Annotated in this window: 23 protein-coding genes and 1 pseudogene; 10 read left to right on the top strand and 14 right to left on the bottom strand. The window is 45.8% G+C overall.

From position 1 onward, the window contains the following. Positions 1-184: 184 nt before the first annotated feature. The 6 genes and pseudogenes from G4D54_19465 to G4D54_19440 all read right to left on the bottom strand — a co-directional run bounded on the left by G4D54_19465 (position 185) and on the right by G4D54_19440 (position 8,387). Positions 185-1,525, bottom strand: coding sequence for an MATE family efflux transporter (locus G4D54_19465; protein ID QJA04450.1), 1,341 nt, complete (start codon positions 1,523-1,525; stop codon positions 185-187). Positions 1,526-1,607: 82 nt separating this feature from the next. Continuing rightward, positions 1,608-2,405 carry a MerR family transcriptional regulator gene (locus G4D54_19460; GenBank protein QJA04449.1) on the bottom strand — a complete coding sequence of 266 codons (798 nt, stop codon included), beginning with the start codon at positions 2,403-2,405 and terminating at the stop codon, positions 1,608-1,610. Positions 2,406-2,418: 13 nt separating this feature from the next. Next, a complete protein-coding gene (locus G4D54_19455) occupies positions 2,419-3,591 on the bottom strand; it encodes an FRG domain-containing protein (GenBank protein ID QJA04448.1) in 1,173 nt (390 codons plus the stop codon). Positions 3,592-3,881: 290 nt separating this feature from the next. After that, positions 3,882-5,615, bottom strand: coding sequence for a 4Fe-4S binding protein (locus G4D54_19450; protein ID QJA04447.1), 1,734 nt, complete (start codon positions 5,613-5,615; stop codon positions 3,882-3,884). Then, a complete protein-coding gene (locus G4D54_19445) occupies positions 5,609-7,441 on the bottom strand; it encodes an FAD-dependent oxidoreductase (protein ID QJA04446.1) in 1,833 nt (610 codons plus the stop codon). Before G4D54_19445 ends, G4D54_19450 begins: the two co-directional genes overlap by 7 nt. Before the next feature lie 133 nt (positions 7,442-7,574). After that, positions 7,575-8,387: pseudogene (locus G4D54_19440) on the bottom strand (HAD hydrolase family protein). Between the two features lie 191 nt (positions 8,388-8,578). On the opposite strand from G4D54_19440, the gene G4D54_19435 reads away from it, so the two are divergent. Both G4D54_19435 and G4D54_19430 read left to right on the top strand, forming a co-directional pair. Next, complete coding sequence (locus G4D54_19435; protein QJA04445.1) at positions 8,579-9,487, top strand: MurR/RpiR family transcriptional regulator; 909 nt, start codon at positions 8,579-8,581, stop codon at positions 9,485-9,487. Then, positions 9,484-10,050: a DUF1349 domain-containing protein gene (locus tag G4D54_19430; GenBank protein ID QJA04444.1), complete on the top strand. Its 567-nt coding sequence runs from the start codon at positions 9,484-9,486 to the stop codon at positions 10,048-10,050. The genes G4D54_19435 and G4D54_19430 overlap by 4 nt, the downstream gene beginning before the upstream one ends. A 197-nt stretch (positions 10,051-10,247) precedes the next feature. Here the strand turns inward: G4D54_19430 and G4D54_19425 are convergent, their stop codons facing one another. Genes G4D54_19425 through G4D54_19415 form a run of 3 tightly spaced genes read right to left on the bottom strand, consistent with a single transcriptional unit; the run spans position 10,248 to position 12,983 of the window. After that, positions 10,248-11,048, bottom strand: a complete 801-nt coding sequence (locus G4D54_19425; protein QJA04443.1) for an ATP-binding cassette domain-containing protein — start codon at positions 11,046-11,048, stop codon at positions 10,248-10,250. Between the two features lie 9 nt (positions 11,049-11,057). After that, a complete protein-coding gene (locus tag G4D54_19420; protein QJA04442.1) occupies positions 11,058-11,972 on the bottom strand; it encodes an ABC transporter permease in 915 nt (304 codons plus the stop codon). A gap of 18 nt (positions 11,973-11,990) precedes the next feature. Then, a complete protein-coding gene (locus G4D54_19415) occupies positions 11,991-12,983 on the bottom strand; it encodes an ABC transporter substrate-binding protein (GenBank protein QJA04441.1) in 993 nt (330 codons plus the stop codon). A 192-nt stretch (positions 12,984-13,175) separates the two neighbouring features. Here G4D54_19415 and G4D54_19410 point away from each other — a divergent pair, with 192 nt between their 5' ends. From G4D54_19410 to G4D54_19380, 7 genes are all read left to right on the top strand, one after another. After that, the gene (locus tag G4D54_19410; protein QJA04440.1) at positions 13,176-13,682 is read left to right on the top strand and encodes a cob(I)yrinic acid a,c-diamide adenosyltransferase; all 507 of its coding nucleotides are present in this window, start codon (positions 13,176-13,178) and stop codon (positions 13,680-13,682) included. A gap of 20 nt (positions 13,683-13,702) precedes the next feature. Then, the gene (locus G4D54_19405; GenBank protein ID QJA04439.1) at positions 13,703-14,170 is read left to right on the top strand and encodes a YbaK/EbsC family protein; all 468 of its coding nucleotides are present in this window, start codon (positions 13,703-13,705) and stop codon (positions 14,168-14,170) included. Position 14,171: 1 nt separating this feature from the next. Next, positions 14,172-15,077: a YafY family transcriptional regulator gene (locus tag G4D54_19400; protein ID QJA04438.1), complete on the top strand. Its 906-nt coding sequence runs from the start codon at positions 14,172-14,174 to the stop codon at positions 15,075-15,077. 67 nt (positions 15,078-15,144) lie between these two features. Then, on the top strand, positions 15,145-15,531 hold the full coding sequence (locus G4D54_19395; GenBank protein QJA04437.1) for a DUF3795 domain-containing protein: 387 nt from the start codon (positions 15,145-15,147) through the stop codon (positions 15,529-15,531). Positions 15,532-16,087: 556 nt separating this feature from the next. Next, the gene (locus G4D54_19390) at positions 16,088-16,231 is read left to right on the top strand and encodes a hypothetical protein (protein ID QJA04436.1); all 144 of its coding nucleotides are present in this window, start codon (positions 16,088-16,090) and stop codon (positions 16,229-16,231) included. Between the two features lie 215 nt (positions 16,232-16,446). Continuing rightward, complete coding sequence (locus G4D54_19385) at positions 16,447-16,968, top strand: hypothetical protein (protein QJA04435.1); 522 nt, start codon at positions 16,447-16,449, stop codon at positions 16,966-16,968. A 7-nt stretch (positions 16,969-16,975) separates the two neighbouring features. Next, positions 16,976-17,218, top strand: a complete 243-nt coding sequence (locus G4D54_19380; protein QJA04434.1) for a hypothetical protein — start codon at positions 16,976-16,978, stop codon at positions 17,216-17,218. 207 nt (positions 17,219-17,425) lie between these two features. On the opposite strand, the gene G4D54_19375 is transcribed toward G4D54_19380, so the two are convergent. The 5 genes from G4D54_19375 to G4D54_19355 all read right to left on the bottom strand — a co-directional run bounded on the left by G4D54_19375 (position 17,426) and on the right by G4D54_19355 (position 22,395). Then, entirely contained in the window at positions 17,426-18,877 is a 1,452-nt protein-coding gene (locus tag G4D54_19375) for a family 1 glycosylhydrolase (GenBank protein QJA04433.1), read from the bottom strand. Positions 18,878-18,959: 82 nt separating this feature from the next. Further along, entirely contained in the window at positions 18,960-20,390 is a 1,431-nt protein-coding gene (locus tag G4D54_19370; protein ID QJA04432.1) for a family 1 glycosylhydrolase, read from the bottom strand. A gap of 1 nt (position 20,391) precedes the next feature. After that, positions 20,392-20,721, bottom strand: coding sequence for a PTS lactose/cellobiose transporter subunit IIA (locus tag G4D54_19365; protein QJA04431.1), 330 nt, complete (start codon positions 20,719-20,721; stop codon positions 20,392-20,394). Between the two features lie 14 nt (positions 20,722-20,735). After that, on the bottom strand, positions 20,736-22,025 hold the full coding sequence (locus G4D54_19360; GenBank protein ID QJA04430.1) for a PTS sugar transporter subunit IIC: 1,290 nt from the start codon (positions 22,023-22,025) through the stop codon (positions 20,736-20,738). A 61-nt stretch (positions 22,026-22,086) separates the two neighbouring features. Then, on the bottom strand, positions 22,087-22,395 hold the full coding sequence (locus G4D54_19355) for a PTS sugar transporter subunit IIB (GenBank protein ID QJA04429.1): 309 nt from the start codon (positions 22,393-22,395) through the stop codon (positions 22,087-22,089). A gap of 352 nt (positions 22,396-22,747) precedes the next feature. Here G4D54_19355 and G4D54_19350 point away from each other — a divergent pair, with 352 nt between their 5' ends. After that, a complete protein-coding gene (locus tag G4D54_19350; GenBank protein QJA04428.1) occupies positions 22,748-24,670 on the top strand; it encodes a transcription antiterminator in 1,923 nt (640 codons plus the stop codon). Positions 24,671-24,761 lie beyond the last annotated feature (91 nt).

The following is a 24,761-nucleotide window of genomic DNA, read 5'->3' as shown; positions in this document are numbered from 1 at the left end:
CATGAGTAAGAACCGCATTGGAATTTACTTCTTCTATTTTATTTGTGTATTGCATGTCGTAATACGAGTTAGATACAACAGCGTCATACCGTGCTTTATTACATTGTGCTGCATCTTAATAATTGTATTACAGAAAGCACGCAAATATAGCATTCCGTCGTCTGTAATTCTGGGGTCGTTCGCGTTAACACAGCGTCTGTTCCTGTGTCTGCGGCAGTGCGGCAGGTGCGTGCAGGGGATTTTTCATAAACAGGGCGATTCCGCAAAGAATCAGCTGTGCTGCAGGGTAGGCCATCCAGATTCCGTTCAGCTGAAACAGGAAGGATAAAGCAAACAAACTTAAGGGTAATAGTAAGCAGGGCTCCATGTAGACCAGAAAAGTGGAATTTCGTGTTTTTTCTGTCGCATAAAAAATGGCTGATGTAACTCTGGTAATACCGAGAAAGGGAAAAGACAGCGTAGTGATCAAAATAGCAGTCTTCGCTCCTTCAAAGATGGCATCGCTGATTCCAAACAGAGCGGTCAGCGGATTCAGGAAGAGGACTACCGCTATGCAGAGAATCAGAGAAACCGCAATCGTTACAAAAAAGGCTTTTCGATACAGAATATGAATCTTATCCTCCTTTTTGGCACCGTAATAAAAGCTGATCAAAGGCTGTACACCGTCGCCGATTCCCTGAAGCAGCAGCTGTGCACTGCACAGTACATAGGAAACCACCGAATAAATGGTAACCGCTGCATCACCGCCATAACGCAGACACATCCAGTTGGTTAATACGATAACAAGAGAAGGTGCCATTGTCTGTCCAAAGGGGGAAAGTCCGATGCGGACGATGGATTGCACAAGCGGTATGTCCGGCACAATATCCTTTCGGGAATAGCTTTTAAGTTCTCTGGCATACATATAGAGCAGCGTAAGGACAGCGACGACACCCTGTGCAGTGATGGTTGCCCAAGCCGCACCTGCCAGTCCCATATGAAAACGGAAGACAAATAAATAATCGAGGATGATATTCGTCATCAGTCCGCTGCTCATGATTGCCGTTGCCAGAAAGGTTTTCCCGTAATTGCGCAGCAGTGGATTCAATCCGTTGCCAAGAACAGGGAGCAGTCCCCCCATAAGTACAACTATGATATAGGAGCGGGCCTGTGCATACATGGCTCCCTTCGCTCCCAGCATACGCAGCAGCATCGGGTGCAGTGCAAGCAGTCCTACAGACAAAATGATTCCACAGACAAGCAGCAGTGCCAGTGTCGATCCCATGGCATGGCGTGCCTTGTCCTCTTTTCCATCACCACGGCTGCGGGACATGACAACAGATCCTCCAATCCCCAGTCCGATTGCTGTAGCATTTAATATTACCTGTATCGGATAAGCGAGGTTGATAGCCCCCAGAGCAGTATCCCCCACTGCATTCCCTACAAACAACCCATCCACAATCGCATAGAAGCCGCTTAACAGCATTGTGAACATGGAAGGAAGCACATAGTTCCAGAACTGCTTGTGTATATAATCTTTTTTCATTTTGACTTCACCTCCGTGCGGATGTAAGTATAAACCCTGAAGCAGCTCCAAGGTCAAGGAAAAATCATAAAAAAATGAGGATTTAGTCCTCACATATGGGAATATACAGCTCTGCATAATAATTCTGATCATCCTGATAGCTGGTAAGGGGTATCTCCCGCAGATACAGGGTATTCTGCAGGGTTAGCTTCTGCTTTGCGGCATAGGTGAGCAGCGGTGCAATATCCTCAGGGTGAATCTGACTGTGGAGCATGTGGATCACAAGGAACACACATGGCTGCTTATGCGCTTTTATCAGCTGTGCCGGCGGGTAGTCCATGTGCAACTCCTCCATGATATCCTGTTCCAGTGCAATGATGGTTTTTCTCGGCTGTATGTCACAGTTATCGATATGATAGGTTTTAAACAGGGAGCAGAAGACAAACTGATCCTGTGTCAGATGGGCAATCTGCTGTGTGAAAAAATCACTTGTTTTTTCACTTTCAAATAGAATGACAGATGTCGGAAAGGCTTTGATACTGCAGATGTTCTGATTGGATTCCACTCTTTGATACGTCTCGGATATGCAGGTGAGCTTTTTCAGAAGCTGCTGCTCATACCGTATTTTTTCTTCCGTTTCCTGTTTCTTTTTCAACAGCAGCTCATACATATTTTCCCTGCTTCTGCTGGTGCAGATGGACTGAATATCCTGTAAGGATATATCCAGATGCCGGTAATATATGATATCCAGCAGCTCCAGAATATTATCCAGATCATATTCCCGATATTGGTTGTCCGGATTCACTGAAGGGTGTACCAGACCCTTTTTTTCATAAAAGCGAATCGTGTCACTGCTCAATCCAAGCAATTTTGCTATCTGTGAAATTTTATAGGTTTCCATAATTTCTCCAATTCTACCGAGCGCTGTGCATGATATCCCATGCAGCTTCCTGCAGATTTCCATACAGGTCTTTATGTGACATACGTACCAGCTTCAGCTCCTCCAGCAGCTGTTCCTTCTTTTTGATGTAAAAGACCATCTGTTTCCCCTCATGGTGCAGCAGCTTATTCCGCAGGACGCTTTGCAGCTCCTCATCATCACTGGCATAGTTTCCACACAGGAAGAACAAGCCGTTTTGGCGCTGTATGCGAATGTTATCCATGGCTGCCTGCACAAGCAAAACCTGTCGTAGGTCACGCTGCTTTATATAGGGCTGAAAGGCCGGTAATTCCCGCTGAATTTCATGCAGGAGCATTGCGGCACTCACGCTTCCGGAAAATGCTTCTGCGTCTTCCTCACGTAATGCTTTTCGGACATCCTCTTTCAAAAAGCCCAGACTGGAAAGCATACAGACCTTATCACTGTCCGGAAACAACGGGGCTTCCCTGCTCTCAAATACGAGAACCTGTCCGGTATCCCTTGTGGCATCCTCACAGGCGAAAAACAGTGCCACAAGAGGATTGGTTGTCAGGTCGAGCAAACGGGTGCACACCTGATAGTGCTGCATTTTCACCAGCTTTTCAAAATGGCTTCTGCTGTTATAAAAATCCATCGGATATTCAATCAGCGTCTGCTTATAGATGGCATCCTCCCGCACCGCCATGTCAGGACTGCGAAACAGGGAGGGAGTCATCTTATAATTCATATTCTGATGTCCGCGGAAATAGAAGGAAACATGCGCCCTACGATACAGTAGGATGATTTCCATATATTGCGGAAGGGAGGTGATTTCTACTAGCTGCACAGCATCCTTCTCATATAGAATAGCATCCTTAACCGCTATGTCTTTTTCATACCCTGCCTGTCTCAACAGCTCCAGCAGCAGCAGATGGCGTTTCTCCATCACCGCCGCGTGCTTTAAGGTGTAGTGCAGCAGTGTCTGATCGGATATCTCGGTAAGATATTGCAGCTGTGAAGCAGGGGTGTCCGCAACCAGAACATCTGCGCGGGTGATGCTTCTGCTGATATAGCGGTAGTCATAATATCCGTTGCTGCGCAGTGAGTATAGAATAACATTATGAAATGCAGTGCGAAAGCGAGGAAGCTTATAGAGCGTTGCTGCTTGCTTTTGAAGAACTTCTGTCATGGTATCATCTCCGTTTTGTTACCTTTATTATACGTAAGGTTTGGGGAAAATGAAAGAAGTATGCGTGGTTTTGCATAGGATGATGGATTACTTCAATGATGCTTCCTCTATGACCACCTGCAATTGACCTACTGGCAGGGCAGCTTTCTCTGTACGAAGGTACGTGTATGAAATGGAAAGGCACAGAATCATCCACTGGATTCCATGCCTTTATACGTTGCTTTGTCTGCTGTTATAAGAGAACTTCACAATGAGAGGCTGTTTTCTCTTTCTGCTTGGACAGCTGTTATTTAACGTTCTGTATGCGGCATCTTCCAGGCTTCATGATCGGTATGCAGCAGCTTCTCCGCAAGCTCTGAAAGCGGCTTTCCTAGATATTCATCATACAAAGCATGAATGGAGGGATTTTCATGCGAATAGCGAAGCTTGGCGTTGCGATCCAGATGATACAGCGTATCGGCACGCTCAGCCGCAAGCTCCTCCCCGTCATGGATCGGCTGTCCGCCTCCGCCGCTGCAGCCGCCCGGACAAGCCATAACCTCGATGAAATCATAGGCTACTTCCTTCCTGCGCATGGCCTCGATGAGTCTGCGGGTATTTCCGAGTCCGCTGACGATAGCACATCGTACCGGGATTCCCTGTATTTCAAATGTGGATTCCTTCCAGCCATCCATACCGCGGACATTCGCAAATGCATCCGCATCTGCATTTTCACCGGTCACAAAATAATAGGCACTACGCAGGGCAGCTTCCATGACACCGCCGGTAGCTCCGAAAATCACACCGGCTCCACTGGCCGTTCCAAGCGGGTCATCCAGTGGATGATCCTGCAGATAGCCGACATCGATATGCTCGGCATGGATCATACGGACTACCTCACGGATTGTCAAAACGACATCCACATCACGGTAACCGGAATCATTCATGACCGGAATATCAATTTCATGCTTCTTTGCAACACATGGCATGACAGAAATATTATAAATGCTCGATGGATCAACACCAAGCTTTTCCGCAAACCATGTTTTCGTAACAGCACCAAACATCTGATGCGGTGATTTTGATGTGGATAAATGGGAAACCATATCCGGATACTGCGATTTCAGAAAACGTACCCAGCCCGGACAGCAGGAGGTGAACATCGGCATTTCCTGCTCCTTATTATGGTGCAGTCGTTCCAGAAATTCACTGGCCTCCTCCATGATGGTAAGATCCGCTGCAAAATCCGTATCGAAAACATAATCAGCACCCATTCTGCGAAAGGCATCTCCCAGCTTTTCAATCGTTGCCTCTTCCCGACGCAGCCCGAGCGATTCCCCCCACGCGGCACGGACAGCCGGAGCAATCTGCACAATGGTAATTTTATCCGGATCGTTAAATGCCGCAAAGGCACGCTCGCTGTCTTCGCGCACATGCAGGGCATTCACCGGACAATGTGTGATACACTGTCCGCATAAGCTGCATTCCGCCTCTTCAATACTGCGGTTCAGGGATACATTCACTGTTGTACGGGAGCCGGTATTCTGCACATCCCATACCTGCAGGTTCTGTACCTTGTCGCATATCTGAATACAGCGCATGCACTTGATGCATTTGTTGCTTTCCCGAATCAAAGGAAAGCTTTGATTCCATGGGGTATACATCACCTTTTTTTCATACGGAAGGGAAGTGATACCCAGGTCGTTGCTTATCTTCTGCAGTGAACAATTTCCGCTTCGTGAACAGTAGGCGCATTCGCAGTCATGCTGAGAAAGCAGAAGCTCCACATTACATCTGCGTGCATAGCGTACCTTTGGGGAATTGGTATAAATGACCATCCCCTCCTGGACTACGGTGTTGCATGCGGTGACCAGCTTATCCTTACCCTGAAGCTCTACTACGCAGACACGGCATGCGCCAATTTCATTGATATCCCTGAGATAACAAAGATGAGGAATTTCGATATGTGCCTCTTTTGCGGCTTCTAGAATTGTCAGCTGCTCATCGACGGCAATCTGCTGATGATCAATCGTTATCGTTACCATTTTGTCGTTCTTCCTCCTTTGAATACACCGAAGCCGTAATGGTCGCAGCGCAGGCATCGTCCGCATTCCTGCTGTGCCTCCTCACTGCTCATACCATATTCAATCGGCTCAAAATCAGCATTTCGTATGGTGGTCTGTCGCTCCTTCAGCTGTATACGGCCGCATTTTGGACGATCTGCATAATTCGCCGCAGGAATGATCACATCGCATTCAATCGCATGATGATAACCGAGATACTCATCAATATTGGCAGCCGCGACCTTACCTGCCGCAATGGCACGGATCACGGTAGCCGGACCGGTTACACAGTCTCCCCCGGCAAATATGCCTTCCATGTTTTCCACACCGGAATGATCCAGCGCGTCGATAGCACCATGGCGGATCGGGACACCCTCTTCCGCAAAATGCTGAGATTCTATACCCTGACCGATGGCCACAACGACGATATCACAGGGTATCCGTTTTTCCTCTGTATCCGCCTGCTTCGGTGAAGGACGTCCTTTGCGATAGGAAGAAATCATCTGCGGCTGTACCCATAAAGCCGCGACCTTCTGTTCCTCATCCAGTTCAATGCGCGTTGGTGCCTGTAAAGGCAATAGCTCACAGCCCTCCGCGAGTGCACCCTCAACCTCCTGCGGCAGGGCAGTCATATCCTCCTGTCGTCTGCGATAGGCGATTCCCACATAGGCTGCACCAAGCCGCTTACTGCTTCTGGCAACATCCATGGCAACATTTCCGCCACCGATGACGAGCACGCGTTTTCCCTTGAAGTCCGGCATGATGTCATCACCGATTTTCCGCAGCATCGTAACCGCTGAAATGACATTTTCTCCATCCTCTCCCGGAATACCCACTTTTTTATCTGTCTGTGCACCGATGGCGAGATAAACAGCATCAAATTCCTTATCCAGATCACACATGGCGATATCCTTACCGATATCCACACCGGTATGAATTTCCACACCTGCGGCTTTTATTACTTCGATTTCCTCATCCAGGCGTGCTCTGGGCAGCCGGTAGTTGGGGATTCCATAGCGGAGCATGCCTCCCAGGGATTTTCGTTTTTCATAAACTACTGTCTGATGCCCCATTCGCTGCAGATAATATGCAGCGCTTAAACCACCGGGTCCTCCACCGACAATGGCGATCCGCTTTCCGGTGGATTTTGCACAGGGCTCTGGCGGCACATAGCCGGCATGATCGACAGCATAGCGCTTGATACCGCGGATATTGATGGAATCATCCAGCATGTTTCTCCTGCATCGCGCTTCACACGGATGCTCACAGATATAGGCACAGACGGCAGGGAAGGGATTATCCTTCCGTATCAGTCGGACAGCATCGGCATTTCTTCCTTCCTTCACCAATGCGATATAGCCGGGAATATCCACACCGGCCGGACACATGGAAACACAGGGAACCGGCTGATTGAGACTGGCCGTACAGCGTCCGTGCAGGATATGCTCCTCATAATCATCCCGAAATCCCTGCACACCCTTCAGCACCATGTCGGCAGCCTCCTGTCCGATTGCACAGTCCGCACTCCATGAGATATTCTGTGCAGTCTTTTCAATCAGATCGATAGTGGAAAGCTCCGCTCTTCCCTCCAGTACATCCTCCAGCAGCATCTGCAGCTGTGCCAGACCGACACGGCAGGGTACGCATTTCCCGCATGTCTGTGCATGACACAGCTTCAGAAAAGCACTTGCCATATCAACCGGACAAAGGCCCGGCGGACTGGCGATGATTCTTCGTTCCAGATCCTTGTAGAGATCTTCTATGACCCGCTGCGCATTGGTAGCGGTCATAATCGTTAATCTGCTCATAGCATTCCTCCATAACTTGTTAACGGTTACATCTCCTTCAGTATAAAACAAAACGGGAACTTTTCCAACTGCTTTTGAAAGAATTCCCGTTTCTATGTCTGGTGTTATCAATTGCTGTTACATACTGCCGCTGTTATATGACCTCCACATCCTGTGTCAGTACCTCCAGTGTCCGTACGATACCATCACCTTCATTGCTGTGCGTAAGGAAGGCGGCATCCTTTCTCACCTCATCCTCTGCATTCGCCATAACGCTTACACAGCCTGCATACGGTGCCATCGCCTTGTCATTGGTACTGTCCGCAATCAACAGCACATCCTCCTTCTGAATGTCCATATCCTGCATAATACACTGTAATGCGGTTCCCTTATCCACATCGGCATGGACAATGCTGCACATATTTCTGCCGCTGCGAATCAGCTTGATTTCTTCCTCCAGGGTTTTCGGCATCCAGCTGATAAAGCCGTTTAAGGCGCTGCTTTCTCCGGTAACATAGAGCTTCAATACCGTATCACTGATGTCCTCAAATGCCTCTCAGGGACACAGCCGCATATCGTTCAGTAAAGCCTCCAGCTGTACATAAGGGTCAATGCCACTCGCATACAGACAGCCGTTTTCCACAATCGACAGTGTGACATCCTGTCCTTCGGCAAGTGCCTTGATTCTATCCACCAGCTTCAGCGAAACCTCTTTCTTCCGCAGTACGCGTTCACTGCCCATTTCCTGCAGAAAGGCTCCGTGACAGGCGGCGATATAACCCTTATACGTATTCATCTGCAGCTTTTCTGCGATCTTTTTCAGATTTTGCGGAGAACGGCGTGAGATCAGAGCCAGACGTGCACCGGCCTGCTGGGCCTGCAGCAGTGCTTCCTTTGTATCCTCGCTCAGTGTGTGATTGTTGGTTAGCAGTGTATCATCGACACTGCAGACGATCAGTTTATACATAAGATTGTCCTCCTTTTGACATATGCAGTGTAACGCAGAAACTCCTATCCTGTAAACAGACAAGGGAACGGTTGAAAAAAGGTTGACACGGTTTCGCTGTGGAAAACGGAAAATATGAAAAAAAATTGTCAAAGCACGAAAGAGGAATGACAAAGTTTTGTCATACCGCTATAATGAAGAGGAAAGGACGGATGTGTATGCATATACGGGAAACCTTACAGAATACCCGCAGCTGGAGTGCGAACGAGCAGGCCCTGTGTGATTATATTCTAAAAAACAGCATAGAGGTCATACGTATGAACGGCACACAGCTGGCACAGGCAGCTGCAGTCAGTACCTCCTGTGTCTATCGCTTCTGCCATAAGCTCGGCTTTGAGGGCTTTTCCGCCTTTCGCATTCAGCTGGCAAGTGAGCTGAACGAGAAGCTGAGCAGTCCCAGTGAGGTGAATTACGATTACCCCTTTACGGAAAAGGAATCCACCGCACAGCTGATTCAGACACTGGGCAGTCTGTATAAAACCTCGATTGATGAAACCATACGGCTGCTTGATATCACACAGCTGGAAACGTTCGCAGAGCATATTTATCAGGCACGCTTCACCTATATTCTTACGACGAATACCAATCTGCAGGCAGCGGAGAATTTTGCACGCAAGATGGAGGAAATCGGCATGCATATCCATGTCGCGGGGGAATTGCTGCAGCAGCGTCTGTACTGTGCCTCCGCCAAGCAGGGGGATGTGGCAATCATCCTTTCCTACGCGGGAATCTCCGATCATGTGCAGGAATGTGTAAAGCAGCTGTATGAGAATAAGGTAACCGTCCTGCTGTTATCCAGCAGACACGATAAGACACTGCATTATTTTGCCACCTGCCGTCTGTATCTTTGCGGCTTTGAATCCTCCTATCAGAAAATAACAACCTTTTCCTCTCATGTATCTGCACAATATCTGCTTGATCTTGTTTATTCCGTTATCTACCAGAAGAATTATGAGAAAAATATCGAGCATAGAGACCGTGCCTATCATGTATGCCGGCTGAAGGCGAAGGAGGAATCTGGGATGAAGCGTATGGAAACGAATAAAGGAGAGGAAACATGACATTTGAAACAATGAATGATGCATCCTATAGGCAGGAGGATGGAGCGATTATCCTGCATGCCAGCGCGAAAAGCGACTTTGTAGTGGGTCCGATTACTGGAAAGGCTCATGCCAGTGCAGCCTTTCTGTTTCAGCGGGTGAAAGGGGATTTTGTCCTGCAGGCAAAGGTGTCCCAGCGCTTTCTTTCCACCTATGATGCACCGGCTCTTATGGCAATGGAGTCTGAAACACGCTGGGTGAAGGCCTGCTTTGAGTATACTGATCTGCATACCAGAGCTGTTGTATCTGTTATAACGGATACAACCTCAGATGACTGCAATGGAGTGGAAACAGACAGCGATTCCATATGGCTGCAGCTATGCCGCAAAGATCATATATTTGCGATTCATTATTCTCTGGATGGGTTGCACTGGAGGATGCATCGCATATTACGCATGGAAATGGAAGAAGAATTAAAGGTCGGTCTGGTGGCGCAGAGCCCGCTGGGAGACGGCGGAGATTTTATCTTTGAAAAGGTATCACTGAAGCCGGAGCGAAAAGCGGATATACGAGGTGGAAACTGATTCCATACAGAACGGCTGAATACTGCAGGGAAAACGTGAGGTCAATAGGGCTGCACGTTTTCTTTTCTTGGCGCAAGCAGTGAAACATGTGCACATTCCACGGCTATGTGTGACATTTGTAGCCGGTATTCTCCCCTTCGGACAGGAAAAAGACTTCCACAGGATACGTTCCCGCAAAAGTCTATCGCTATCGTATTCTATTGTGCACTGAATGCCAGCTCATCATCGAGAGCATCCAGCATATTCAGGGAATTAAACTTCTCAATCAGCTTTTCCACTGTCAGCTGTTTCTTTTCCTCTTTTGGTATATCCATAATAATTTCCCCCTTGTGAAACATCAGCAGACGATCCCCGTAGGTGATGGCATGCTTCAGGTTGTGGGTGATCATGATGGTAGTCATTTTCTTTTCTTCCACAATTTTCTTGGTCAGCTGGATAATCAGATCGCTTGTTTTCGGATCAAGGGCAGCCGTATGCTCATCCAGCAGCAGAAGCTGCGGTGTAATCAGGGTTGCCATCAATAACGATAATGCCTGCCTTTGTCCGCCGGACAGGGAACCGACACTGACATGCAGCTTGTTTTCCAGCCCCAGCTGCATATCTGCAAGCTCTCTTTCAAACAGTGGAATCAAAGCCTTATCCACTCCCTTAGTAAGACCAAAGCTTTTTCCCTTATGATAGGCCATTGCCATATTCTGCAATATTGTCAGAGAAGGGGAGGTTCCCTTCTGCGGGTCCTGAAATACACGTCCTATAAACTGGGAGCGTTTATGCTCAGGAAGACGGGAAACATCCTTTCCGTTAAAGGAGACACTTCCTGCATCCTGTCGGATATTTCCGCTGATAACATTGAAAAACGTTGATTTTCCACTGCCGTTGGAACCGATAATCGTGACAAATTCACCGTCGTGGATTTCCACATTCAAATCCCTGTACAGGATGACCTCATTGGCACTGCCCTTGTTGAAGGTCTTTTTTACATGTTCTAGTTTCAGCATACTCTCACCTCACGATTCCTGAACCTTGCGATGGAAGAATTTCCCCATCACACCATTGCCGAGAACAAGCACCGCGATAAAGATGACAGCCATGATCAGCTTCAGATAGCTTGGCGGCAGACCCACCTTTAAGGCAGCCGCAATCGTCAGCCGATAGGTGATGGCACCGAGAATTACACTTGTTGTGAAGCCGATGAATGTAAAGCGTTTGAACAGCGTCAGCCCCATGATGACAGAAGCCAGTCCCATAACGATCATTCCGGTACCCAGCGTGATATCAAAATATTTCAGAAACTGAGAAACCACTGCACCGGACACAGCGGCATAGCCGTTGGAGATGGCAAGACCGTTCATTTTGATATGTCCGATATCCTTTCCCAGTGTCGCAATCAACTGCGGATTGTCTCCTGCAATACGCATAAGAAAGCCGTATTTCGTATCCAGAAACCAGTCCATCAGCAGCTTCAGGAATAAAACGAGAACCAGCAGGATGAAAATCGGCCACAGCTTCACGATCCAGGTGCCCAGTGATCCTCCTGCGGAATTGCCAAGCAGCGCCCCGTAGGAGAAAATCGTGTCATAGGTAAACAATGGAATGTTGCTCATATCTCCCGCTACAATCAGATTGATTGAATACAGCCCTGTCATGACGAGAATACCGCTTAAAAGGCTGGAGATACCGAATTTAACATGCAGGAAGCCGGTCGCATAACCGGCCGCAAGTCCTGCAATAAATGCCACAATTAGTGAAAGAAACGGATTGATGCCATGCATTACACACATGGCACCCGCAGCAGCACCGAGAGGAAAGCTGCCCTCAACGGTCAGATCTGCATAGTCCAGAACCTGATAGGTCAGCAGGACTCCGATGGCGAGGATACTGTAAGCCAGACCCTGCGCCGTAACGTCTAATATAAAATCCATACGTATTCACACCTTACTTTATTCTTCTACAAACGTTGCACGTTCTGCCAGTGAATCCGGGATTTTAATACCTAGCTGCTCTGCGACCTTTTTGTTGATATACAGAGTGGTATCCTTTGCGGTTTCCACAGGGATATCGCCTGCTTTTTTACCATTGACAAGAATATCGTAGGCAACACTGCCTGCCTGCTCTCCAAGCTTTTCATAGCTGATGGAATCACTTGCCAGCAGCCCGGCCTTCATCTGCCCGTCCTCAGCCGCAAATACCGGAATATTCTTTGCATTTGCCTTATCTGTAATGGAGGCAGTAGCGGAAACGACCATATTGTCGGTAATATTATAAATACAATCAACATCGCCTGCCAGCTGTCCTGCAGCGGTTGCGATTTCTGTAGTAGCACTGACGCCTTTCTTGACGATTTTAAAGTTATATTTTGAAGCCAGCTTTTCCACCTGTTTCACCTGAAGCTTACCGTTTACTTCTCCGATATTGTAGATCATACCGATCTTCTTTGCTTCGGGCAGGAATTCACGAATCATCTCCAGCTGCTTTTCCAGCGGTGCGGCATCGCTGACGCCGGTAACATTGCCGCCCGGCTTCTCATTGCTGGTGACCAGCTTTGCTTCCACACCATCCGTTACTGCATTGAATACAACCGGAATATCTGTTCCACCGGTCGCATTTACGGCAGCCTGTGATGCGTTGGTCGCAATGGAATAAATCAGATCCACATCATCGGAAACAAACTGCTTGGCAATCGTATCTGCCGTTCCGTTGTCCCCCTGTGCATTTTTTACCGTAATCTCAAACTTCGCATCGCTCTTACCCTTCAGATATTTCTCCAGTCCCTCTCTGGCACTGTCGAGCGCAGGATGCTCCATCTGCTGGATGATGCCGATTTTATATGTCTTCTTTCCATCATCCGTTTTTTCTTTGTCGCTGTCGCCACTGTTTCCACATCCTGCAAGAAGCAGTGCCAGTGCAAGTCCTCCCAATAATTTTTTCTTCATAAGACTAACCTCTCTTTTCTATATGATATTATGATGATACCTTGTTTTGTACATAAAATCAATATTTTCATGAAAAACTTTCACATTTTTACCATGAAGTTTCACAAATTTGCATTTATAGCTGAAACCGTTACACAATATGCACAGCTATGGTATAATAGCGGATGAGATGGCATAAGGAGGATGTACGGTATGCTGCACATATACAGTGGAAACGGAAAGGGAAAGACGACTGCCGGCTTCGGCCTGGTTCTGCGTCAGACGGGATATGAAAGGCGTGTTGCGGTAGCGCAGTTTTTAAAGGATGGCACAAGCGGAGAGCTGCGTGCTTTGCAGGCTTTATCCTGCGTAAAGGTGCGTGCGACACGAATGCCGCATGGGTTTTATTTTCAAATGCAGGAGCAGGAGCAGCTGGAAACCAGACAGGGGATACAGGAGCTGTTCGCATGGGTAAAGGACAGGGCAAAGGAATGCACATGCATCTTTCTTGATGAGGTTCTGGATGCTGTACAGCTGGGGCTGCTGAAGGAGGAAGAACTCCTGCATTTTTTACAGGAGCACCGGGATTTGGAAATCATCCTCACCGGCCGCAATCCCTCGCAGGAGCTGCTGGATATATGTGACTACCATACGGAGATGGTGGAACACAGGCATCCTTATCAAAAAGGCATAGCTGCACGCAAGGGTGTGGAGTATTAGAAAATCAGGAGGATAAGAAAATGGCAATGGAACAGGCAAGAGCATACCTGAAGCAGTATCATAAGGAACAGGAAATCCTGGTGCTGAACGCATCCAGTGCGACCGTGGAACAGGCGGCACAGGCCCTTGGAACACAGCCGGAGCGCATTGCAAAATCGCTTTCCTTTATGGTGAGGGAGCATGCCGTTATCGTGGTTGCTGCCGGTGATTGCAGGGTGGACAATCATGCATATAAGGAAACCTTCGGCTGTAAGGCGAAAATGCTGAAGGGGGATGAGGTGGAAGCCTATACGAATCATGCCATCGGCGGTGTATGCCCGTTTGGTGTACCTGCGGATACCCGCATATATCTGGATGTTTCGTTAAAGCGGTTTGATTTTGTATATCCTGCCTGCGGTACACCGAATTCCGCAATCAGGCTGACCATTGCGGAGCTGGAGACACTGCTTCCGCAGGCAGCGTGGGTGGATGTGTGCAGGATAGCTTAGGATGAAGGCAGATCGTCTGTACGCGATAACCCTGTATCTCTTGAATCACAAACGGGCAAGCGGACGCTGTCTTGCGGATACCTTTGAGGTGTCCCTGCGCTGTATTCAGCGGGATATGGATACCCTGTCCATGGCAGGTGTCCCCATCATTGCGTATAGCGGCGTGAATGGAGGCTATGAGCTGCAGGAGGGATACAAGCTGCCTGTGGCTCTGGTAAAGGAACAGGATCACGCTATCATTGCGGCATCCCTGGACAGTATGGAGAGTGCCGGTCTGCATAAGGAGGTACAAACCGCGAAGCTGCTTTTTCCAAAGCATGAGGAAGACACCTTGGGGGTGCAGCTTGATTTTTCCGTTGCGAATGAAACGGCTATCGAACAGCGCAGGCTATTACAGTCTGTGATTGCCGCAAGGCACAGCGTTACTTTTCAATATACGGACGCTCAGGGGAAGCAGACAAAACGCTTCTGCGAGGCGGTGGCACTGATTTTTCGCTGGTATGCCTGGTATCTGGTCGGCTGGGATGTGGATAAGCAGGCCTATCGGATGTATAAGCTGGTACGGATGGAACAGCTACAGGAAGCTGAACATACAAATCGTAAGCATCCCTGTCTGCGTGAAATTCTGAAGCAGCTGGATGAGACGGATACGCAGGTTATCTGGACGATCAAGCTGCACTGTCAACCGGAGGCCAGAGGCAGAGTGCTGGAATATTTTCAGGGAACAATCATGGAGGTATATGCGGACACATCCTTTCTGTATTGCATGCAGGTACCAAAGCAGGAGCATTTCTGGTATGCAAGCTTACTCGGCATGGGAAATACTGTACGGGTGCTGGAGCCGGAGGAGCTGGTGGAACGCATAAAAGCAGACTGCAGGGCAATGCTGAAGCAGTATGAGAAATAAACAGGAAACTATGACATAGTGCTGTCGTAGTTTTTTTGGTATGATAAAGCAGGAAATGAGGTGCTTTATGAGAGAGGATAGAGGAATGGCATACTGCGGTCTTGCCTGCTGTGTGTGCTCGGAATCAGATTGCCCAGGCTGTCATGCGAGGGGCTGTGAGCATAAGGATATGTGCGGTATTTTGGCCTGCTGCCTGAGAAAAGGAATGGACGGCTGTTATGTGTGTGACGAGTTTCCCTGCGATGAGGATATGCTGAAGAAAAGAAGAGTGCGTGTTTTTAATCAATGCCTGCAAAAAAGCGGACCGGCAGAAATCATGCGTTGTTTAAAACGCAATGAAGAGGCGGGGATACGGTATCATCATACAGGGCAGTTGATTGGCGACTATGATCTGGAAAATGATCGTGACATTGAGGAGCTGTTGATGAAAGGCGGTGTGCATAGCAGAGGGTGATGGAACCAAAGGAAACACCTCGCGACTAAGCCACGAGGTGTTCCATAGAAATTCACATGTATTTCTACAGGAGCGTACGTTAATACAATGAAGCTTTTCATCATGATTCTCTTGGATGCAGCTTAATACGCAATAAGGAAGCAGATATAAAGTATCATTATGCAGGACGAGAAGACTGAATCACTGCGAGATGGAATATGACACATTCATCAAAAATTTGAAAGATGTTATGATACATCAGAAACCACAGAAGAGCATTGCCGTTTGGATTATCCAGGTCTGTCGGGAAAGAGGAAAGGCGAATGCAGTAGGAGCGAGGGTTTCCCCTTGAGTGGTTTCCTGTACAAAGTAATTTATATACCCCTATCAACAATAATGGCAAGGAATTCTATAGACCGTTGACAGCGGGCCTTGGCGCAGAATTAGCATTTCACTAAGTGTATATTTTCAGAGTGATCCGGGACACTGTAACACGATTGCATTGGAAAAAGATCACGCCTGTATTTATACCGGATGAAGGGAACTGGGCGACTGCGTAAATGATTTGGATATCCATGTGTTTGAATGGGAGACAAGGATATCCAGAGTTCAGGTAGATTATAAAAACGGGTATGAAAATGAGGAAGATGATGAGCTGTCACATATGTCAGTACAGCTGCCGGTTTATGCATATACAGATAATGAGTTACCCTTTTCGTAGGAAATTATCCCTGCTTTTTTTCAAACAATTTGACATCAAAGAGGTGAATGGTTAGACTTTCTTTAAATAAGTACCGATTTTAGCTTTATTCCGTTAGATACTGTAGCTATTAAGAATAGTATACCATAAAAAGTTGAATGATGTAATTCTATATTTTAAAAATTATTTTGATATGATATAGGTGAAAGAAGTACTATTTAAAGGAGGCGAATCATATGAAAAAAATAGCAGCTATCATCGTATCATTATGTCTTTGTGTTGGAGTGTTAGGAGATGTAAAGTATACTGTTAGTTCAAAAGAAATACCGGAAAAGTACATTGTAGAAACAGGCTCATACAGCCAAAATCAAAAAGAGCAGCTTGAAAACGCAAATTATGTATTCTCAGAGAAGGAATTGAAAGACACTCCTTTTGAGGGTCAAAAAGTTGAAGTAATTAAAGGTGAATTATATGTAAATGGAAGAATCATTTGGACCATTAAAATTTGGATTTTATCTAAAGGTATTCCAATTTTAATAGGATGGATGGCAGCAGGTGGTGTGGTAAAACAGGCTACAAACAAAATAATAAAAGCAGAGTTAATAAATAAAGTTAAGTTTGCATGGAACAAATACAGCAACATGACTGATGCTTATGCAGATGAACAGCAGAATTTACAGTCTGTAAAACTTTCTAATGGCAACCAATGTGTTTTAGCCCCAAGTGGTAAATACTTTAATTGTATGTATTCCGCTTAACTTGTAAGTGAGAAATAAAATCAAAAAACAAGTGCCTGATAGAAATAAGCCATTAGTTGAGAAAGAAGAGCTGGAGAATCTTATTAAAGAAATGATGACTGATAAAGAGGTAGAAGATCTGCTGAAGGAAGGCTTTACCCGAGAACAAATTGCATATGTGGCCAATGAAAAGAAGAAATGTGATGAGCAAGGTAGGGTTATAGGTAAAATCATAGATATCCTAACATGGATATTTCCGGATTTTAAATAACCTCAATTAAGCCGAGTTTGGCAAGAAAAATAAGAAAAGAGAATGAAATCCTACGCGTTATTCGTAGTTTAAATTCTCTTTTTTGCTTATATTATACCAGGAGGTCTCTTTTATACACTGAAGCTATGAACGTAACGCCTTATACATGTAAAAACGGACGATATTTTAAGCTCAGCTGCTCGTATTGAACGAATGCTTCTTCACCTATCACAGATTTTCACCATTTGAATCAATCACACTTCGATACCAGTCGTAGCTGTCTTTTTTTAGCCGACGCTTTGTTCCGTTTCCATAATCATCCTGATCGACATAAATGAATCCGTAACGCTTACTCATCTCGGAGGAGGAACAGCTGATGATATCTATGGGACCCCATGGATAATAGCCGATGACCTCTACTCCATCCATGATTGCTTCCTTCATGTTTCGGATATGTTCCCGAAGGTAAGCAATTCTACGCTCATCATGAATGCATCCGTCCGAACTGATTTCATCAAAGGTCCCAAATCCATTTTCTGCAATGATAATCGGCTTTTGATAACGATCATAATAATAATTCAACACCGTTCGCAGACCAAGCGGATCGATTCCCCAGCCCCATTCACTAGCCTCTATATAAGGATTGGATACCGCCCCATCATCATTTACATCAGCACAGGAATTGCTTTCGCTGGAAGATGCACACGTGTAATAATAGGAAATCGCCAGAAAATCTGCAGGGTTTTCCTTTAACATGCGCTCATCCTCCTCCCGGATATCCAGCCGTATATCGTGCTCCTGAAAATAGCGAAGCATATATCCCGGATACTCTCCGCGCAGCAGAAGATCAGAGAAGAAATATTCACGCTGATTACGCTGCATATTCGCAAATACATCCTCCGGTTTACATGTCAGCGGTTCGCTTAGACCATCGTATACCATCATCCCAATCTGAAAATCCGGATTTATTTCATGTCCTATTTTTGTTACGATAGCACTTGCTGTGCATTCATTGTGTATTCCCTGATATTTCGCTTCCATAAGGTTAGAAACGCGATCACTGGGGATTCCCAGATGATTGAAGGATTCGTGATGAATCAGGTTGATCTGATTGACGACAATCCAGTACTTTACCTTATCTTTATATCTTCGCATAACCGTATCAGCATATTTTACAAAGAAATCGATGGTTTTGCGATGATTCCATCCATTATAAGCAGTTGCCAGATGCAGCGGCATTTCATAATGTGATAAGGTAATCAATGGCTCCATGCCGTTTTTAATAATTTCATCGATCAGATTATCATAAAAGCGTAGACCTTCTTCGTTTGGAATAGTCTCATCTCCGTTAGGAAAGATTCTTGACCAGCTGATCGAGGTGCGGAAGGAGTTCATTCCGATGCCTGCCAGCAGCTTTAGATCTTCCTTGTAGGTGTGATAAAAATCAAGTCCATAGCGCTTAGGATAATAACCTTTTGTATCCTGCAGAGCAGCTTCGATATCCTTCATGGATGTCTCCTTGTTTGATTTCTTTTTAAGATCACCCTTATCCTGCACCTTGAGAATATCCGCAACACTCCATCCTCTTCCGCCTTCCAGAAAAGCACCCTCTGCCTGATTCGCTGCAATGGCACCTCCCCATAAAAAATCTGCTGGAAATCCTTTTTTTAATTGCTTCATATATCTGTCTGATTCTGCGTTTCTTGCAGAATTTCTCCTTTCCATTTATAATAAAGGGATGCATACGGCATCCCTTTTTGCTTTACAGTTCTTCACCGTTTGTTTGAATTACATGCTGATACCAGGTAAAGGAATCCTTTCGAATTCGTGCATTGCTGCCGTTACCGCGATCATCACGATCCACGTAAATATAGCCATAGCGCTTGCTCATTTCTCCCTGTGAGCAGCTGACGATATCGATTGGTCCCCAGGATGCATACCCAAATACCTGAACCCCGTCGAGGATGGCTTCCCTCATGGCCTTGATATGCTCACGCAGATAAGCAATACGGTACTCATCATGAATGTGTCCGTCAATGACCGTATCAATCGCACCAAGTCCGTTCTCCGCAATGAAGATAGGAACATGATAACGGTCCCAGTACTGATTCAAAGAGTTTCGGAATCCGAGAGGATCGGTAGCCCAGCCCCAGATAGAGGTTTCCAAATACGGATTTTCTTTAGGCTGAGGCTGCGACGCATCTACGATTCGGGTGAAGTAATAAGAGAAGGAGAGAAAATCTGCAGGGTGTTCCTTTAACAGCTTCAGTTCTTCCTCCTTTGCATGGATCTGTATCTGATGATCCTTGAAATAACGAAGAGCATAACCGGGATATTCCCCGCGCAGTAAAACATCACTGTAGAAATAGATGCTCATCTGCATCCGCTGCGTATTAGCAAAAACATCCTCCGGGCGACAGGTGGCAGGATATAATGCATCATCTCCCAGCATCATACCAATCTGCATTCCCGCATCGATTTCATGCGCCAGCTTTGTGGCTTTTGCACATGCGACAAACTGATGATGCGTAGCCTGATATTTTGCGCTCTCCCAATCCTCATATCCGTCTTCCACCATACCCAGACTGGCGAATTCTCCCCAGCCGCCAAGGGAATTGATCTGATTCAATAGTATCCAGTATTTTACTTTTTTATGATACCGTTTAAACAGTATCTCACAGAAGCGGACAAAGAAATCAATCATTTCAGGCGCATACCAGCCCTTGTATTTTGTAATAAGATGAACCGGCATTTCATAATGAGAAACGGTCATGACAGGCTCAATCCCGTTTTTCAACATTTCATCAAGGAGTGCATCGTAATATCTCAGTCCTTCTTCATTCGGCAGATCCTCATCCCCGTTTGGGAAAATGCGGGTCCAGTTGAAGGATGTACGAAAGCAGCTGAATCCCATTTCCTTCATCAGTGCAAGATCTTCCTTATAGGTATGATAGAAATCAATGCCGTGCCTTCTTGGATAATAGCCATCCTTATCCTGCAGTGCTTCTTCGATTTGCTGAGCGGTATGTGTAAATCCAACGACATGCTTGCGGTCATAGTGTTCCGGAAGAATTTCAATATCAGCCATGGACGGCCCTTTTCCATCGATATTCCATGCGCCCTCCGCCTGATTTGCGGCAATAGCACCACCCCATAAAAAGCCCTTCGGAAATCCGGTTGCTGTTTTCCACATATTATTTCTTCAGCTTTCTATACAGACGTATCATATTCTGTGTTAAGTTGACCTCGCTGTTGATGGTCATCAGTGTATCCTGTGCATGTGTGAAAAGCAATGTTGTTTGCAGTTCATCCTCATTGATGGAGCTTTGTATCATTTCGGTCTGAATCACATGAGCCTTCGTTATTTCTTTTTTTGCAGCGGTTATTTTAGCCTTTATATCCTCCTCACTTTTATCTTCCAGGAGGGCATTGACTGCCTCATTCAACAGATTGCGACAATCACCTGCATGTAAGATGATTTGCATAGCGGCACTGTTAAGCTGTTCGATCGTAGTTTTTTTCATAACACCCTTCCTTTCTATGCTTCTTCTGTACGCTCACGCATTGCTTTGCGCTTTGCCAGCTGATCCTTTTTCTTTTCATCCTCTTCTTCCTTTTGCATACACTGTCTGTCATATACCTTGAAGAACGGATAATAAATAATCCAGGATAAGACGAATATGAAGAAGGTAAACAACAGACCGATCATGCCGCCAACTGCATAGGAGCAGATTGGTCCAGGCAGATACCAGAAGGAGAATAAGGTCGTTATTTTCGGCAGGATATCAAAGTATAAGGCAAGCCAGGTCAATGCAGGGGCAAGCAATCCGACTATCCACATAGGAACCATTAGAATCGGATTAAATGCGATTGGTGCACCAAATACAAGGGGTTCATTGATATTGCATAAATTCGGTACCAGGGAAGCCTTGCCAATGACCTTGCATTTCTTTGATTTTGCCATAAACAGCATCATGAGTCCAAGCGCCAAGGTACAGCCGCCTCCGCCGAGGGTGAAATAATAGGAAACTCCGTCTGCATTTATGACAGATGCTGCGTTTCCGGCAGCGACAGCCGCCTGATTTGCGGCAATCCCCTGTAAAATCAAAGCTGATTCAATTGGATAGATGACCCATGTGGAAATACCGAAGGTGTACAGAAACGTATAGCCGAAGAAATACAGTACCACAAAGCCGAGAAAGCTGTCACCCGCACTCAAGATCGGAGAGAATAAGGTATAGATACAGTCAAAGATATTGATGTGCAGCTGGAAGATAAACAGCCATCCGACGAACAGGATAATGAGAATCGGAATCAGTGTATCAAACCAGACTGTGATGAAATCCGGAATAGCGCTGTCTTCTTTAAAGAAGGAATGTGTAGAGAATGCGTTCATCACAAAGCCTACAAACAAGCCTGCCATTAAGGCCGCAATCATACCGCCGTTACCAAGCGTGGAGCTTTGAAACAGAATGTTACCCGCTTCATCAAAGGTGGGACCTACCAGCATCAGGAAAAAACCGATACCTGCCAGACCTGCTTCCTTCTTTGTCTTATTGTGCCGTTTCTTTTCCATAAGCAGGTAAGGCACCAGATAGGCAAGGTACAGGGACAGCAGACCCAAAGAGAAGGTTGACAATGGACTGAAATCCGGGAACCCGTCAATCAGACCTCCAAAGGCTGTTAGTATTGTTGTAAATGATCCGATAAAGATCATTGGCATTGCAGTCAGGATCGCTTCCTGTACAGACGCAATCCAGGGATTACGCGCAAGCTTGTTCATTTTCGGAGTAAATTTGTTCGTCATCCAATCCATGAATTTTTTCATATGTTTCTCCTCATTTTTTCATTTTGTTTAAGTTACTTTAAAAGCGAAAGCTTTTGATGCATTAGTCTTCAAGGAAGGGTAATGCGAAATCAAGAACGGCATCCCCGTCTAACTCGCCGTAGGCATCCTTCGGTATGATTTGTACAGCTACGCCATGGGGCTCTGCGATGTCCTCCAGATCCTGCAGCATATAGCTCAGATGCGGACCTACCAGCAGCAGGTCGATATCCTCGATGTAGTCCTCTACAACAGAATCACTTCGTGCCTTTACTCCGATTTCGATGTTGCGTGCTTTTGCGGCCTGTCGGATGTTCTTCGCCATAAAGCCGCTACTGGCTCCTGTACCGCAAACTAATAAAATGTTTTTCATAATGATCTCCTTTGTGTCCGTAAGCTTCTTAACATTCTACGGACTTTTTTTAATAATGAATGAAATTTTTCTGGATTGGTGTTAGAATATAGAAGAGATGTATCAAAGTATTCCCGTACTTGGCTGAAGCGATTCAGCGTGTGATATGTCTCTTTTTCTTATACCAATCAGTGTGACTGCCCTCCTTTCTTATCGACACCCTCAGTATAACGAATGCAGCCGAAACAGACAAATTTTAAAAGTTCCTAGCGCACGGAACTTTTTTAAGTTGAGCGGATTTTCGAATTCACGTATACTTATCATGTAATACTATCATTGTTTACAGGGGGATAAGGCAGGAGAGTGATTGAACATGAAAGATAATATATCGACATTGCTGGATTATTTATGGCATCACTATGAAAGCTGGATTTCCGCAGCTGAGCTTTCCCAACTGCTTCACGTTTCCACCCGCCAGATTCGCAAATACATCAGTATCCTGAATGAAGAGCATGTCGAAGAACCACTGGTCATTTCCACAAACAAGGGCTATAAGCTAAGCAGCACGGAGCAGTATCTGCGTTATCGGGAGAGCGGAAAGCATAATCTGGAAACCCCGCAGACACGGCAGAATCTGATAATACAGAAGCTGATTTCCTCCAAGAACGGCATTGATATCTTTGATCTGGCACAGGAGCTTTATGTCAGTGAATCTACAGTGGATAACGATATCCGCAGTATTCGCAAAATGATATCCGCCTATCAGATCGGTATTCGCAAGGAAAAGGATATGCTATTTATCGATGGCAGTGAAAAAGAAAAGCGCCAGCTGATGAGCCGGCTGATTACCAGTGATTCCTATGATAATTTTGTTTTAAAGGATGAAGTGCGGCTGCTGACCTATCATTATCACTTCTGGGATTTCCGGAAGAATCTTTCCGATATTTTTTCACGCAACAATCTGTTTGCGAATGACTATACGCTGAACAATACAGCCCTGCATTTGATTGTGATGATCGATCGCATCCGCAGCAGCTGTATCCTGCATGAGCAGGTGGACCTCACACCGTTTTTCGAAACGCCGCAGTATACGGTGGCAAGAGAAATCCGGGAATATATTGAAGAGGCATATGCGATACAGATCAATGATGCGGAATTATATAATCTTACCCTGATTATTATGAATAACACCACGATGATCGATTATTCCTTCATTAACGGCTCCAACATTTCCTCCTTCATTGAACAGAGGTATATAGATATCGCCCATACCGTTATACACAATGTGGAGGAATGCTATCTTCTGGACCCCTTTGATGAGGAATTTATCGCAAAGTTTACGATTCATGTCAAGAATCTGTTTAATCGCGTAGAGCATAATTACTATGCTAAAAATCCGCTGACGGCAAAGATAAAATCGACCTATCCCCTGATCTATGATATTGCCGTTTATATCGCACAGCAGTTTAAGGATATGTATGACATCATTTTGAATGAGGATGAAATTGCTTTTATCTCCTTCCATATCGGCAGCTATTTTGAAAATAATGTACAATCAAAAAATAAGCTGACCGTATTGTTTCTCTATGCGGATTACTATAGTCTTCATCAAAACACGCTGGAAAAGATCAGTCGCCGCTTTGAGGACAAGGTGACGATCAAGTATGCGATGTCCATCCATTCATATCAGCCAAGTCTTCTGCATGCGGATTTGATTATATCGACTGTAGAAACACCATTCCCTCAGCCATCCATCATCATTCATCCCTTTTTAATTGAAAAGGACATGAATCAGCTTGAAAACACAATTACCAAAATGCTGGCTGAAAAAAATAAGAATAAGCTGAAGGAGTTTTTATTTAATCTGTTTGATCCCAGACTGTTTTATACAAATATGAACATGGATCGCACCCAGCTGATTCAGACGCTGTGCAATGATGCCATCCGTCTAGACTATGCCGATGCTTCTTTTACAACGGATGTCTTTGCGCGTGAGCATATGTCTTCGACAGCTTTTGAGGATGCCGCCGTACCGCATTCACTGGCAAGCAATGCAAAGAAAAGCTTTATCAGTGTGGTTTTGTGTCCGCAGGGTATGGAATGGGGAACGCATGAGGTTCATATTGTCACACTGCTGGGGGTACATGATGATTCCAGAAAGCTGTTTGCGCAGATATTCGATCATCTGATTGAGATTTTAAGTGAGCCCTCCTTTCTCAATGAGCTGGTAACCTGTCAGGATTATGATTCCTTTATTCAGAAGCTGACACACTATATGGATGCAGTCGATGTATGAAGCAGACTGCATCTTTTCAACGGTAAGCTGACAAACTGTTCGCGAGGCGCAAAAGCAGACAGTTGTGTAGAAGGCTGCTGTGCTTTTATGA

The sequence above is a fragment of the [Clostridium] innocuum genome, from assembly GCA_012317185.1.
Classification (GTDB): Bacteria; Bacillota_I; Bacilli_A; order Erysipelotrichales; family Erysipelotrichaceae; genus Clostridium_AQ; species Clostridium_AQ innocuum.
This window is presented reverse-complemented; position numbering and strand designations above follow the sequence as displayed.

Coding starts and splice junctions, on each gene's coding strand:
- G4D54_19420 (QJA04442.1), bottom strand. CDS start 11,972: ATGGATTTTATATTAGACGTTACGGCGCAGGGTCTGGCTTACAGTATC.
- G4D54_19395 (QJA04437.1), top strand. CDS start 15,145: ATGAGAGAGGATAGAGGAATGGCATACTGCGGTCTTGCCTGCTGTGTG.
- G4D54_19385 (QJA04435.1), top strand. CDS start 16,447: ATGAAAAAAATAGCAGCTATCATCGTATCATTATGTCTTTGTGTTGGA.
- G4D54_19355 (QJA04429.1), bottom strand. CDS start 22,395: ATGAAAAACATTTTATTAGTTTGCGGTACAGGAGCCAGTAGCGGCTTT.
- G4D54_19435 (QJA04445.1), top strand. CDS start 8,579: ATGTGTATGCATATACGGGAAACCTTACAGAATACCCGCAGCTGGAGT.
- G4D54_19465 (QJA04450.1), bottom strand. CDS start 1,525: ATGAAAAAAGATTATATACACAAGCAGTTCTGGAACTATGTGCTTCCT.
- G4D54_19360 (QJA04430.1), bottom strand. CDS start 22,025: ATGAAAAAATTCATGGATTGGATGACGAACAAATTTACTCCGAAAATG.
- G4D54_19375 (QJA04433.1), bottom strand. CDS start 18,877: ATGAAGCAATTAAAAAAAGGATTTCCAGCAGATTTTTTATGGGGAGGT.
- G4D54_19405 (QJA04439.1), top strand. CDS start 13,703: ATGGCAATGGAACAGGCAAGAGCATACCTGAAGCAGTATCATAAGGAA.
- G4D54_19455 (QJA04448.1), bottom strand. CDS start 3,591: ATGACAGAAGTTCTTCAAAAGCAAGCAGCAACGCTCTATAAGCTTCCT.
- G4D54_19400 (QJA04438.1), top strand. CDS start 14,172: ATGAAGGCAGATCGTCTGTACGCGATAACCCTGTATCTCTTGAATCAC.
- G4D54_19445 (QJA04446.1), bottom strand. CDS start 7,441: ATGAGCAGATTAACGATTATGACCGCTACCAATGCGCAGCGGGTCATA.
- G4D54_19425 (QJA04443.1), bottom strand. CDS start 11,048: ATGCTGAAACTAGAACATGTAAAAAAGACCTTCAACAAGGGCAGTGCC.
- G4D54_19460 (QJA04449.1), bottom strand. CDS start 2,405: ATGGAAACCTATAAAATTTCACAGATAGCAAAATTGCTTGGATTGAGC.
- G4D54_19430 (QJA04444.1), top strand. CDS start 9,484: ATGACATTTGAAACAATGAATGATGCATCCTATAGGCAGGAGGATGGA.
- G4D54_19350 (QJA04428.1), top strand. CDS start 22,748: ATGAAAGATAATATATCGACATTGCTGGATTATTTATGGCATCACTAT.
- G4D54_19415 (QJA04441.1), bottom strand. CDS start 12,983: ATGAAGAAAAAATTATTGGGAGGACTTGCACTGGCACTGCTTCTTGCA.
- G4D54_19370 (QJA04432.1), bottom strand. CDS start 20,390: ATGTGGAAAACAGCAACCGGATTTCCGAAGGGCTTTTTATGGGGTGGT.
- G4D54_19365 (QJA04431.1), bottom strand. CDS start 20,721: ATGAAAAAAACTACGATCGAACAGCTTAACAGTGCCGCTATGCAAATC.
- G4D54_19450 (QJA04447.1), bottom strand. CDS start 5,615: ATGGTAACGATAACGATTGATCATCAGCAGATTGCCGTCGATGAGCAG.
- G4D54_19410 (QJA04440.1), top strand. CDS start 13,176: ATGCTGCACATATACAGTGGAAACGGAAAGGGAAAGACGACTGCCGGC.